This is a genomic window from Jatrophihabitans fulvus, from assembly GCF_054781375.1.
Genome location: NZ_BAAGUN010000007.1, coordinates 221180 through 233716, shown reverse-complemented (window position 1 = coordinate 233716; position 12537 = coordinate 221180). Strand labels below are relative to the sequence as shown.

The following is a 12537-nucleotide window of genomic DNA, read 5'->3' as shown; positions in this document are numbered from 1 at the left end:
TTCAGGAGAACCAGTGGACATCACCGTTCCCGACGAGGTCGCCGACCTCGCGAAGAAGACGCAGGAGTTCGTCCGCGACGTGGTCATCCCCGTCGAGCTCGAACTGCGCGGCGTGCTGCACGACGCGTCCGACGACGTGCGCCGCCACCTGCAGGGCAAGGCGCGCGAGGCCGGTCTGCTCTCCCCGCACGTCGGCACCGAGTGGGGCGGCCTCGGCCTCGACATCCGCGGCCAGGCCGTGGTGTTCGAGGAGGCCGGCTACTCGCTGTTCGGGCCGTTCGCCATGAACTGCGCGGCGCCCGACGAGGGCAACATGCACCTGCTCGAGGTCGTCGCGAGCGAGGAGCAGAAGCAGAAGTACCTCAAGCCGCTGGCGGCGGGCGAGTTCCGCTCGTGCTTCGCGATGACCGAGCCCGCGCCCGGCGCCGGGTCCGACCCGTCGATGCTCGCGACCACCGCGACGCGCGACAGCGGCGGCTGGCGCATCGACGGCCGCAAGTGGTTCATCAGCGGCGCGCGCGACGCGGGCTTCGCCATCTGCATGGCCCGCACCAGCGGCGCCACCGGTGAGCGCGGCGGCGCGACGATGTTCCTCGTCGACGCCGACAACCCCGGCATGCAGGTCGTGCGCGACATCGACACCCTCGACGAGGGCCTGTTCGCCGGCCACAGCGAGGTCGTGTTCGACAACTGTTTCGTGCCCGAGGACGCCGTGCTCGGCGAGGTCGACCGCGGCTTCCAGTACGCGCAGGTGCGGCTCGCCCCCGCCCGGCTCACCCACTGCATGCGCTGGCTCGGCGTCGCCCGCCGCGCGCACGACATCGCCGTCGACTGGGCCGCCACCCGCAAGGCGTTCAGCGGACGTCTGGGCGACCTCGGCATGGTGCAGCAGCTCGTGGCCGACAACGAGATCGACATCGCCGCGAGCCGCGCGCTCATCCGGCACACCGCGGCCGTCCTCGACAGCGGCGCCGACGGCGGCACCGAGTCGTCCATCGCCAAGACCTTCGTCGCCGAGGCCGTGAACCGCGTCGTCGACCGTGCGGTGCAGCTGTGCGGCGCGCTCGGCATCTCCGGCGACGTGCTGCTGTCGCGCTACCTGCGCGAGGTGCGGCCCTTCCGCATCTACGACGGCCCGTCCGAGGTGCACCGCTGGGCGATCGGCAAGCGGACGATCGGCGCCCGCCGCCGCGCCATCGAGGCCGGCGACACCCCGCGCTGGAGTGCGCAGTGACCACGCCCGTCGATGCGTCGCTGTTCGCGTCCCTCGACCCGCCACGGCTGGCCGGCGCGCGCTGCGCGAACTGCGGCACGGTGACCTTCCCGGCGTCCACCGGGTGCGCGAAGTGCGCCGGACACGACATGCAACCGGTCGAACTCGCCGACACCGGCACGCTGTGGACGTACACCGTCCAGGACTTCGAACCCAAGGCGCCGTACCGCGCGCCCGCGGACGGCTTCGAGCCCTTCGGCGTCGGGTACGTCGAGCTCGGCGACGTGATCGTCGAGGGACGGCTCGTCGGCACCGAGCACGAGATCGGCGCGGCCATGCGGCTCACGCTGCTGCCCCTGCACGACGACACCGTCACCTACGCCTTCGAGCGTTCGTCATGACGGGCGTCAGCATCGTCGGCGTCGGCATGCAGCCGTTCGGCCGACACGACCCGGAGTACTCCGGCATGGCGATGGGCGCGCACGCGGTCCGCGCGGCGCTCGCCGACGCCGGGGTGGCGTGGGGCGACATCGGCTACGCCGTCGGCGGCAGCAACGTCTCCGGCAAGCCCGATTCGCTGGTCGGACAGCTCGGGCTCACCGGCATCTCGTTCGTCAACGTCCGCAACGGCTGCGCGACCGGCGGGGTCGCGCTGGCGACCGCGGCCAACGCCATCCGCGCCGGCGAGACCGACCTCGCGCTCGTCGTCGGTTTCGACAAGCACGAGCGCGGCGCGTTCGCCGCCCGTCCGGCCGACTACGGCCACGGCGACTGGTACGCCGAGACCGGCATGATGGTCACGACACAGTTCTTCGCGATGAAGGACCGCCGCTACCTGCACACGCACGGCCTCGACGAGCGGCTGCTCGGGCAGGTCGCGGCGAAGGCGTTCCGGTGCGGCGAACTGAACCCCGACGCCTGGCGGCGCAAGCCGTTGAGCGTCGAGGAGATCATGTCGGCACGCGCCATCAACCCGCCACTGACGCAGTACATGCTCTGCTCGCCGAGCGAGGGCGCGACGGCCGTGGTGCTCGCGAGCGACGAGCGCGCCGCCGACCTCGCCCAGCGTCCGGTGAAGCTCGCGGCCGTCGCCAAGCGCACGCGTCGCTTCGGCTCGTTCGAGGTGTTCTCGTCGTGGCTGTCGCCGCACGAGGGCGTGAGCCCGAGCGTCGACGCCGCGCAGGCGGTCTTCGAGCGCTCCGGGGTCACCCCGTCCGACGTGCAGGTGGCACAGCTGCAGGACACCGACTCCGGCGCCGAGATCTACCACATGGCCGAGACCGGCCTGTGCGACCACGGCGAGCAGCAGGCCCTGCTCGACGCCGACGAGACCGCTCCCACCGGACGGTTGCCGATCAACACCGACGGCGGCTGCCTCGCCAACGGTGAGCCCGTCGGCGCGTCCGGCCTGCGCCAGGTGCGCGAGGTCGTGCTGCAGCTGCAGGGCCGCGCCGGCGACCGGCAGGTGTCCGGCGACCCGCGGGTCGGTTTCACGCACGTCTACGGCGCGCCCGGCATCAGCGCGTGCACTGTCCTGACTGTCTGAGCGAGTGAGGCGATCTCGGTGACCCAACCCGACCTGGAGCAGTGGCGCGCCGAGGTGCGCGCATGGCTCGCCTCCGTTGCGCCGCGGCGCGGCGAGGAGCCGGAGAAGACGACCGACTACGCGGTCTTCGCCAACATCTCCGAGTCGGCGGAGCGCGCGCTGCTCGACCGCGTGCGCGAGTACCGCCGGGCACGCTACGACGCGGGCTACGGCGCGATCGCGCTGGCGAAGGAGCTCGGCGGCGCCGGACTGTCCATGCGCTACGTCGTCGCGTTCACCGCCGAGGAGCAGCAGTTCGCGACGCCGACGTCGACCGAGCTGATCTCGGTGACGTGCGGCCTGGTCGGCCCGACCGTCGCCACGTTCGGCACCGACGCGCAGCGGGAGAAGTTCGCCGGCCCGTTCATCCGGTCCGACCTGCTGTGCTGCCAGCTGTTCAGCGAGCCGGGGGCGGGTTCCGACCTCGCCGCCGTCTCGACCCGCGCCGTCCGCACCGACGACGGCTGGGTGCTCGACGGGCAGAAGGTGTGGTCGTCCGGCGCGCGGTTCGCCGACTACGGACTGCTGCTGGCCCGCACCGATCCCGAGGTCGCCAAGCAGGCTGGGCTGACCATGTTCCTCGTGCCCATGGACGCCGAGGGCGTCGAGGTGCGGCCCATCCGCCAGATGAGCGGGGCGTCGTCCTTCAACGAGGTGTTCCTGTCGGGCGTGAAGCTCGGCGACGACATGCGCATCGGCGAGATCGGCGACGGGTGGCGCGTGGCCAACGCGACGCTCGGTTTCGAGCGGACGGCCAGCGGCCAGGGCACCCGCCGCAAGGGCGGGTCCTTCGACGACCTGCTCTCGCTCGCCCGCCGCCTGAAGAAGTCGCACGACCCGGTCGTGCGGCAGCAGCTGGCCGACGTCTACGTGCGCACCACGCTGCGCACCGCCACCACCGACCGCGTCGCCCGCGCCAACGCCGCGGGTGAGGCGCCCGGGCCGGGCGCGTCCATCGGCAAGATCGTCGCGTCGCAGAACCTCACCCGCATCGGCGAGGTGGCGGCGTCGCTGCTCGGCGGCCGCATCGCCGCCGACACCGGCGAGCCGGACGGCTTCGCCTGGACCGAGCACCTGCTCGGTGCGCCCGGCTACCGCCTCGCCGGCGGCACCGACGAGGTGCAGCGCACCATCATCGGCGAGCGCGTGCTGGGCCTGCCCCGCGAGCCGCGCGTCGACAAGGGTGTCCCCTACTCGAAGCTGCCCCGCAGCACCTGACCGCGGGGCGGGCGAGCGGCCCAGCTTCCCGTTCCGTGCCCGTCCGAAGTCCGTGCCCGTCCCCGTCCGACTTCGCGCCTTCTACGGCGATTTGGTTGATCAACAGGCCTGGTGATCAACCAAATCGCCGTAGAAGGCGGAATCCGGCAGGGTGACGAGCCTGCTGCGGTCCGTTACCAGGACAGCAGGCGGGCGAGCCGCTCGCGGTGGTACGCGGAGTCGCCGAACAGCACCTCGTCGGCCTTCGCGCGGCGCAGGAACAGGTGCGCGTCGTGCTCCCAGGTGAAGCCGGTGCCGCCGTTGACGTGGACGTTCTCGGCCGCGCAGGTCGTGAACGCCTCGCTGCACCAGACCTGCGCGACGGCGCCGGCCTCGGCGAGCGCGGCGGTGTCGTCCGGGTCGACGAGCAGCGCGCGGTCGACGGCCGAGCGGCCCATCTCGACGAGCAGGAGCAGGTCGGCGAGCTTGTGCTTGATGGTCTGGAAGCTGCCGATCGGACGGCTGAACTGCTGCCGGATCTTCGCGTAGTTGACGGCCATGTCGAGGCACGCCTGCGCCCCGCCGACCTGTTCGGCCGCGAGCACGATCAGCGTGACGTCGAGGGCGGCGGTGACGATCGCGGCGCCGCTGCCGTCGATGGTCAACGCCTGCGCGGGCGTGCCGTCGAGGCCGATCTCGGCCTGCCCGCGGGACGGGTCGAGCGTGGCCAGCGGACGGCGCACCGCGTCCGCCCCCGCGACCAGGTAGAGGTTGCCGTCGTCGGCGGCGACGACGAGGTGGTCGGCGTCGGCGCCGTCGAGCACGAACGGCGCGGTGCCGGTGAGCCTGCCGCCGGACGCGCGCACGGGCACGTCGGACGGGTTCCACAGGCCGTCGCCGTCGACACCCGCGAAGGCGGCCACGGCGCCGGACGCGACCTGCGCGACGATCTCGCCGGCGTCCGGACAGCGGGCGAGCACCTGGCCCGCGAGCACCGTCGACGACAGGAACGGCACGGGCAGCAGCGCGCGGCCCAGCTCCTCGGCGACGACGGTGAGCTCGGCGAGGCCGCCGCCCGCTCCGCCGCGGTCCTCGGGCAGGCCGAGCCCGGCCAGGCCCATGTCGCGCCCGAGCAGGGTCCAGGCGCGCTCGTCGTACCCGGGTCCGGACGTCGGGTCGCTGTCGAGCTGGCGGCGCGCGGCGCCCACCCCGCCCGACCCGGCGACGAGGTCGCGGACGGCCTCGCGCAGCGCGTCGAGCTCGGTGGCGTCAGGTGCGGCTGTCGTCATGATCAGCGCGCTGCGTGACCGACGAGGCGCTCCTCGCGCGCCTCGTCCTCGGCGCGGGTCAGGCCGAGCATGAGGATCAATTCCTGGTGCAGGTGCATCCACACCGTGTGGTAGCTGTCCATCAGCGGGGAGGCCAGCCAGCTCGCCTCGCCGGCGCGGAACTTCTCCAGCGCCTCCTGCAGACGCGGCAGGTACCGGCCGAGCCTCGGGACGACCTCGGCGAAGCCCTCGATGACCGGGGCGATGCGGCGGTGGACGTCCTCGAGACGCTCGCGCACCTCGTCGTCGTGGCCGGCGTCGCTGTGGTCGTTGGGGGTGCCGTCGGGCAGCGTCTGCCACGCCGAGCAGACCTCGCGCAGCTCGCGGTTGATCGGCAGGAACTCGTCGAAGCGCGCGTCGATCGCCTTGCGCTCGGCGCACCCGTCGAGCAGCCGCATGAACTCGGACGCCGTCTTGGTGCCCGCCGGGGTGGGCATCGTGATGACGCCCTTGTTCATGGCGAGGCCCTCGTCGATGAGACCCCGCGTCGCTTCGTCGGGTTCACCGCGCTGCATGCCCTTGATGACGAGGGCCAACAGAGCGAGCTGACGGGTGTCGAGCTGCTGCGTCTCGGTCACGGGTGAATCCCTCCGGCAAAGGCGCTTGGAACAACATACGGACTACAGAAAGTAGAAGCCTCGCAAGCGAGACGTCGCATGTCAACGGTCTGGCGACCCGTACAGCTGACGGCTAGCGTCGTGGGCGTGGTGGGCACACACGTACCCGACGACCGGGACCTGTACCAGAGCGCGTTGCAGCGCATGCGCGAGGCGTTCGAGGGCCTGCGCGACGGCACGCTCGACGCCGGTCGCGCCGAGGACGACTTCCTCGCCGGCTACGACACGGTGGCGCAAATGTCGACCGAGTGGTTCCTCAGCCGCCGCTGACCACCCCTGCTGTCAGCCGCCGGCCGAGCCGCTCACCAGTAACACCGGCTCGCGCAGCTGCGCCTCGTCCGCCTGCAGTTCCGAGCGGACGGCCGCGGTCGCGGCCAGGTTCACGACGTCGGCGTCGCGGTCCTCGCCGCCGTGGTCGGCGTGCGCCGCCACGAGGGCGAAGAAGGCGTCGACGGCGGCGTCCGCGTCGTCGAGATCGGTCTCCCACACCAGCACCGACGTCGTGGCGCGCCAGCGCGGCAGCGACGTGCTGACGACCGTCCAGGGGCGCCAGCGTCCGATCTCCGTCACGAGCTCGGACATCGCGCGGACGTGCGGCCCGTCGAGCGAGTCGGACCCGTGCGACCACAGCGGCGCGGGGAAGCCGACGGCCACCTGCTCGCCGTCGTGCAGTGCGGTGAAGACCGTCTCGAACAGCTCGGGGACGGACGTGCCCGTCACCGCGCCGGGTCCGTCGTCGTCGTGGCGGCGACCCCGCCACGACAGCGCGTCACCGTCGGCGCGCGCGACCACGACGAGCACGGTCAGTCGGCCCGGGACGCGACCGCGGCGAGCGGGTGGCCCGCGTCCTTCGCCCACGCGAGCAGCTGCCCGACGTACGGGTCGGACGCGGCGTCGCGCTTCACCGTCGGCACGATGCCGTCGAAGATCTCGCCGGTGGTGCCGTCGACGGTGATCGTGCGGCCCTCGAGCTTCTCGACCGTGCCCGGCCCGCAGCCGACGACGCACGGCCGGCCGAGCTCGCGGCTGACGACGGCGGCGTGGCTGGTGCGGCCGCCCACCTCGGTGCAGATGCCCTGCGCGGCGATCATGCCGTGCACGTCGTCGGGGCTGGTGAAGTGGCGGACGAGCACCACAGGCCCGTCCTCGGCCTCGAAGACGGCCAGGTGCGGGTCGGTGACGACCTTGCCCGCGGCGATGCCGGGCGACGCGGGCTCGCCCTTGCCGAGCACGGTGGCGTTCGCCCGCGCGTCCGGGTCGAGCCGCGGCTTCAGCACCGCCTCGACCTGCTCCGGCTTCACCCGCGACAGCGCCTCGGCCGGGTCGATGAGGCCGTCGGTGACGAGGTCGACGGCGAGCCGCAGCGCGGCGTCCGGGGACCGTTTCGCGTTGCGGGTCTGCAGCAGGTACAGGCGGCCGGCCTCGACGGTGAACTCGATGTCCTGCACGTCGGTGGCCAGCTTCTCGAGCACGTCACCGACCCGCAGCAGCTCGGCGTGCACGTCGGGCAGGCGGGCGGCGAGGTCGTCGAGGCCGAGCGGGTCGGCCGAACCCGACACGACGTCCTCGCCCTGGCCGCGCACGAGGAACTCGCCGTACGCCTCGGACGATCCGCTCTCGGGGTTGCGGGTGAAGAAGACGCCGGTGCCGGAGTCGTCGCTGAGGTTGCCGAACACCATCGCCTGGACGGTGACGGCGGTGCCGCCCTCGTCGGACAGTTTCTGGTGCTTGCGGTAGGCCTTGGCCCGGTCGGAGTTCCACGACGCCAGCACGGCGTGCACGGCGCCGCGCAGCTGCTCGTGCACGTCGGACGGCGGGGTCACGCCGACCGTCTTCTCGTAGCTCTCGACGAAGCGGCGGTGGGTGTCGGCAGCGAAGGCGGCGTCACCGGTCTCGGTGGCCACCGCGGTCTCGACGTCGGGGTTGATGCCGAGGTTGAGGATGGTGTCCATCATCCCGGGCATGCTCTGCGCGGCGCCGGAACGCACCGACACCAGCAGCGGCGACGCGCTGCCCCCGAAGGTGCGGCCGGTGTCCTTCTCGAGGACGGCGATCGCGTCGAGCACCTCGCGCCACACCTCGTCGGGCACGGTGCCGTCCGGGGTCAGGTGCTGGCCGACGTGGGTCGGCAGCACGAACGCCGGCGGCACGGGCAGACCGTGCGAGCGCATGAAGGCGATGCCGCGGGCCTTGTTGCCCACCTCCTCGCGGGTGGGCACGGTCGAGCCGTCCAGGTTGATGCACCACTGACCCATGAGCAGCTCCGCTCCGCCTCGACCGCCACGTCCACCGCCAGGGTTTCTGTACTCGATCCCCTGTAAGTCGCTAGGACGTCATAGTTGTCGAGCCGGGCCGTCATGTCCAGTCCCGGACGGCGCGGGTCAGGCTCCGACGAGCTGCCGGAGCTCCCCGGCGGCCGCGGCGGGGTCGATCACCTTGATCGTGCGCATGCCCAGCGCGCGCGCCGTCTTCAGGTTGATGCCGAGGTCGTCGAGCATCGCCGTGGCGGACGCCTCCACCCCCAGCCGGTCGAGCGCCAGGCGGTAGATGCGCTCCTCCGGCTTGCGGGTGCCCTCGACGCACGACTCGACGACGGTGTCGAAGCTGTCGAACACCCACGCGCCGTCGGGGTTCTCCGCCATCGGACGGACGTTGTTGGTCACCAGGGCGGTGCGCAATCCGGCCGCCCGGCAGGCGTCGATCGCCTCGAGCATCGCCGGGTAGGCGTGCTCGCGCCGCGGCGACATCGCGGCCAGCACGTCGACGATCTCCTGAGCGGGGAGCGCGAGCCCCAGGTCGGCCGCCTCCGCACCGAACGCCTCGACGAACTGCGCGGTGGTCAGCTCGCCCCGCTCGGCCCGCGCCCACGCGTTCGTGTCGGCGTTGCGGACGTTGATCTCGCGTACCGCCTGCGCCGGCACCCCGGCCCGCTCGGCGATCGCGGTGAACGCCGCGAACGGCCCCTCCACGACCACCCCGCCGAAGTCGAACAGGACGGCTTCCAGGCCGCTGGACGCGCTCACTCCCACTCGATCGTGCCCGGGGGCTTGGACGTCACGTCGAGCACGACGCGGTTCACCTCGCGCACCTCGTTGGTGATGCGGGTCGAGATGCGCTCGAGCACCTCATACGGCACGCGGGTCCAGTCGGCGGTCATGGCGTCCTCGCTGGACACCGGCCGCAGCACGATGGGGTGGCCGTAGGTGCGGCCGTCGCCCTGCACACCCACCGACCGGACGTCGGCGAGCAGCACCACCGGGCACTGCCAGATGTCGCGGTCGAGGCCGGCGGCGGACAGCTCGGCGCGCGCGATCGCGTCGGCCCGCCGCAGGATCGCGAGACGCTCGGCCGTCACGGACCCGACGATCCGGATTCCCAACCCGGGCCCGGGGAAGGGCTGCCGCCACACCAGGTCGGTAGGAAGTCCCAACTGCTCGCCGACGCGGCGCACCTCGTCCTTGAACAGGGTGCGCAGCGGCTCGACGAGCGCGAACTGCAGGTCGTCGGGCAGCCCGCCGACGTTGTGGTGCGACTTGATGTTCGCGGTGCCGGTGCCGCCGCCGGACTCGACGACGTCGGGGTAGAGCGTGCCCTGGACGAGGAACTCCACCGACTCGTTCTCGGCCACGATCTCGCTCGCCGCCTGCTCGAACGAGCGGATGAACTCCCGTCCGATGATCTTGCGCTTCTCCTCCGGGTCGCTGACGCCCTCGAGCGCGTCGAGGAATTGCCCGGTCGCGTGCACCACCTTGAGCTTCACGCCGGTGGCGGCGACGAAGTCGCGCTCGACCTGCTCGGCCTCGCCCTCGCGCAGCAGTCCGTGGTCGACGAAGACGCACGTCAGCTGGTCGCCGACCGCGCGCTGCACGAGCGCGGCGGCGACGGCCGAGTCGACTCCGCCCGACAGCCCGCAGATGACCTGCTTGCCACCGACCTGGGCGCGGATCGCGTCGAGCTGGTCCTCGATGATGTTGGCCTCGGTCCACGACGGACGCAGCCCGGCGATGTCGTAGAGGAAGCGCTTCAGCATCTCCTGGCCGTGCTCGGTGTGCAGCACCTCCGGGTGGAACTGCACACCGGCGAAGCCGCGTTCGAGGTCCTCGAACGCGGCGACCGGGGCTCCCGCGGTGGCGGCGGTGACGGTGAACCCGTCCGGCGGACGGGTGACCGCGTCGCCGTGGCTCATCCACACCTGCTGGGCAGCGGGCAGGCCCCGCAGCAGCACGCCCGGTTCGGTGACCGACAGCGCCGTCCGGCCGAACTCGGACCCGCCGGTGTGCGCGACCTCGCCCTCGAGCGCCATGGTCATCGACTGGAAGCCGTAGCAGATGCCGAACACCGGCACGCCCGCGGCGAACATCGCCGGGTCGGTGCGCGGTGCGCCCTCGACGTACACCGACGACGGGCCGCCCGACAGGATGATCGCCTTCGGCTGTCGCGCGAGCATCTCGGGCACCGGCATCGAGCTGGGCACGATCTCGGAGTAGACGTGCGCCTCGCGCACGCGGCGGGCGATCAGTTGCGCGTACTGGGCGCCGTAGTCGACGACCAGGACGAGGTCTCGGTCCACCGCTCGATCCTAGTGAGCGGTCACCACGGGTAGCGCAGGCCGGTCAGCTCCTCGCTGACCGTCCAGAGCCGCCGGGCGAGGTCGTCGTCCTGCGCGAGCGACGACAGCCGGGCCGGCCCGACGGGCCCCCGCGTCTCGCCGAAGCGCTGCGGTCCGGTGTACGACCCGGGCTCGGCCTCGACGGCCGCGTACAGGGTGGCGCGCGCCCCCGCCTCGGACGACTGCGTGGCGATCGACAGGACGAGCGGCGCCAGCGCACGGACGACCCGTTTCGCCCCCATGCCCTGGCGGCTGGTGAACAGATTGGTCGCCGAGACGCCGGGGTGGGCGGCGGTGGAGGTGACGCTCGAGCCGCGCGCGGCCAGTTCACGGTGCAGCTGCCGCGCGAACAGCACGTTGGCCAGCTTGGAGTTCCGGTACGCCGTCATCCCGTCGTAGGGGCCGGCGGCGTTCCCGTCCAGGACGTCGGCCGTGCCGCCGAAGTGCGCGAGCGACGCGACGGTGACCACGCGCGCGGACGGCGCGCGGCGCAGCGCGGGCAGCAGCAGCCCGGTGAGCACGTAGTGGCCGAGGTGGTTGACGCCGAACTGCAGCTCGTAACCGTCCTCGGTGGTGGCTCGCCGCGGCGGGGCCATGACGCCCGCGTTGTTGATCAGCAGGTCGAGCGGACGGTTCCACGCGTCGGCGAACGAGCGGACGGACGCGCTGCTCGCGAGATCGAGGGCCGCGGCCTCGACCTTGCCCTCGATGCGGGACGCGGCCTGCGCCGTCCGTTCGGCATCGCGGCCGGCCAGCACGACGGTGGCGCCGTGCGCCGCGAGCTCGCGCGCGGCGTTGAACCCGATGCCCGAGTTGGCACCCGTGACGACGGCGGTACGCCCGCCGAGGTCGGGCAGTGCGTCCGCGGTCCAGCCCACGATGATCACGCTAGTACGAGTCCCTCGGGGCGGTCGAAGGTACGGGCGCGCAGAATCGCCTCATGACGCAGCAGGCACCGATCCGGACGCGGGTCTGGCGCAACGGCGTGCTCGAACGCGAGAACTTCCCGTTCGAGCAGGTGTCCGACTTCCTCGAGCAGCCGGACACCCTCGTGTGGGCCGACCTCGTCGCCCCGGACGCCCACGCCGTGGCGCAGCTCGCGGAGGAGCTCAGCCTCGACCCGCACGCCGTCGAGGACGCGCTCGCCGCGCGCGAGCGTCCGAAGGCGAGCCGCTTCGCGACGCACCTGTTCATCACGGCCTACTCGTTGCAGTGCCACGGCAGCGCGACGGACATCGCCGTCGGGCGCATCTCGGTCTTCTGCACCCACAAGGCGCTGGTCACGGTGCGCCTCGACGAGGCGGTCGACATCGACGCGGTCGTGGCGCGGTGGGACGCGAGCCCCGAGCTGCTGAAGTACGGCACCAAGGCGCTGCTGCACGGCGTGCTCGACGAGGTCGTCGACCAGTTCTTCGTGGCGATCCAGTCGCTGGACGACGACGTGGAGCAGCTGGAGGACGTCCTGTTCGACGAGGAGGCCGGATCGGGTCGCGAGGTGTCGCAGCGCACCTACGCGCTGCGCCGCTCGCTGGTGCAGGTGCGTCGCGCCGTCGGACCGATGCGCGAGGTGGTCGCGACGGTCATGCGCCGCGCCGTCGGCGACGACGCGATGGCCGAGCTCGCGCCGTACTACGAGGACCTCTACGACCACACGATCCGCGCGTCCGACTGGACCGACAACCTGCGCGACATGATCACCACCGTGTTCGAGACCAACATGCAGCTGGCCGACACCCGCATGAACACGATCATGAAGAAACTGACGGCCTGGGCGGCGATCATCGCCGTGCCCACCGCGGTGACCGGGTGGTTCGGGCAGAACCTGCCCTATCCCGGGTTCGAGAAGCCGTGGGGGTTCTGGCTCAGCGTGGTGATCATCGTCGGTGCGGCGGCCGCGCTGTACGTGTCGTTCAAACGCCGCGACTGGTTCTGACCCCCGCCGGCGTGCGTGGCTCTGCCGTCTCTTCGTCCGCGCGTGTAACACTGGC

General features: G+C 72.2%; 13 protein-coding genes. 6 read left to right on the top strand and 7 right to left on the bottom strand.

Annotated features, from left to right (window positions below):
* Nucleotides 1-13: 13 nt before the first annotated feature.
* From ACYVP9_RS20680 to ACYVP9_RS20665, 4 genes are read left to right on the top strand one after another with little or no spacing between them, the layout of a single operon-like run.
* Nucleotides 14-1234 carry an acyl-CoA dehydrogenase family protein gene (locus ACYVP9_RS20680; RefSeq protein WP_460606841.1) on the top strand — a complete coding sequence of 407 codons (1221 nt, stop codon included), beginning with the start codon at nt 14-16 and terminating at the stop codon, nt 1232-1234.
* On the top strand, nt 1231-1614 hold the full coding sequence (locus ACYVP9_RS20675) for a Zn-ribbon domain-containing OB-fold protein (protein WP_460606840.1): 384 nt from the start codon (nt 1231-1233) through the stop codon (nt 1612-1614). Before ACYVP9_RS20680 ends, ACYVP9_RS20675 begins: the two co-directional genes overlap by 4 nt.
* On the top strand, nt 1611-2759 hold the full coding sequence (locus ACYVP9_RS20670) for a thiolase family protein (RefSeq protein ID WP_460606839.1): 1149 nt from the start codon (nt 1611-1613) through the stop codon (nt 2757-2759). The genes ACYVP9_RS20675 and ACYVP9_RS20670 overlap by 4 nt, the downstream gene beginning before the upstream one ends.
* Nucleotides 2760-2777: 18 nt before the next feature.
* Nucleotides 2778-4016: an acyl-CoA dehydrogenase family protein gene (locus tag ACYVP9_RS20665; RefSeq protein ID WP_460606838.1), complete on the top strand. Its 1239-nt coding sequence runs from the start codon at nt 2778-2780 to the stop codon at nt 4014-4016.
* A 173-nt stretch (nt 4017-4189) separates the two neighbouring features.
* On the opposite strand, the gene ACYVP9_RS20660 is transcribed toward ACYVP9_RS20665, so the two are convergent.
* Both ACYVP9_RS20660 and ACYVP9_RS20655 read right to left on the bottom strand, forming a co-directional pair.
* Entirely contained in the window at nt 4190-5284 is a 1095-nt protein-coding gene (locus ACYVP9_RS20660) for an acyl-CoA dehydrogenase family protein (RefSeq protein WP_460606837.1), read from the bottom strand.
* A gap of 2 nt (nt 5285-5286) precedes the next feature.
* Entirely contained in the window at nt 5287-5901 is a 615-nt protein-coding gene (locus ACYVP9_RS20655) for a MerR family transcriptional regulator (protein WP_460606836.1), read from the bottom strand.
* Nucleotides 5902-6027: 126 nt separating this feature from the next.
* Between ACYVP9_RS20655 and ACYVP9_RS20650 the strand changes: the two genes are divergently transcribed.
* Entirely contained in the window at nt 6028-6210 is a 183-nt protein-coding gene (locus ACYVP9_RS20650) for a hypothetical protein (protein ID WP_460606835.1), read from the top strand.
* 12 nt (nt 6211-6222) lie between these two features.
* Here the strand turns inward: ACYVP9_RS20650 and ACYVP9_RS20645 are convergent, their stop codons facing one another.
* The 5 genes from ACYVP9_RS20645 to ACYVP9_RS20625 all read right to left on the bottom strand — a co-directional run bounded on the left by ACYVP9_RS20645 (nt 6223) and on the right by ACYVP9_RS20625 (nt 11427).
* Complete coding sequence (locus ACYVP9_RS20645; RefSeq protein WP_460606834.1) at nt 6223-6732, bottom strand: hypothetical protein; 510 nt, start codon at nt 6730-6732, stop codon at nt 6223-6225.
* Nucleotides 6733-6743: 11 nt separating this feature from the next.
* Nucleotides 6744-8195, bottom strand: a complete 1452-nt coding sequence (locus ACYVP9_RS20640) for a pyruvate, phosphate dikinase (RefSeq protein WP_460606833.1) — start codon at nt 8193-8195, stop codon at nt 6744-6746.
* Nucleotides 8196-8321: 126 nt separating this feature from the next.
* The gene (locus ACYVP9_RS20635) at nt 8322-8963 is read right to left on the bottom strand and encodes an HAD family hydrolase (protein WP_460606832.1); all 642 of its coding nucleotides are present in this window, start codon (nt 8961-8963) and stop codon (nt 8322-8324) included.
* Nucleotides 8960-10510, bottom strand: coding sequence for a glutamine-hydrolyzing GMP synthase (gene guaA / locus ACYVP9_RS20630; protein ID WP_460606831.1), 1551 nt, complete (start codon nt 10508-10510; stop codon nt 8960-8962). Before guaA ends, ACYVP9_RS20635 begins: the two co-directional genes overlap by 4 nt.
* 20 nt (nt 10511-10530) lie before the next feature.
* On the bottom strand, nt 10531-11427 hold the full coding sequence (locus ACYVP9_RS20625) for an oxidoreductase (protein ID WP_460606830.1): 897 nt from the start codon (nt 11425-11427) through the stop codon (nt 10531-10533).
* 62 nt (nt 11428-11489) lie between these two features.
* Here ACYVP9_RS20625 and ACYVP9_RS20620 point away from each other — a divergent pair, with 62 nt between their 5' ends.
* On the top strand, nt 11490-12482 hold the full coding sequence (locus ACYVP9_RS20620; RefSeq protein WP_460606829.1) for a magnesium transporter CorA family protein: 993 nt from the start codon (nt 11490-11492) through the stop codon (nt 12480-12482).
* Nucleotides 12483-12537: the final 55 nt, after the last annotated feature.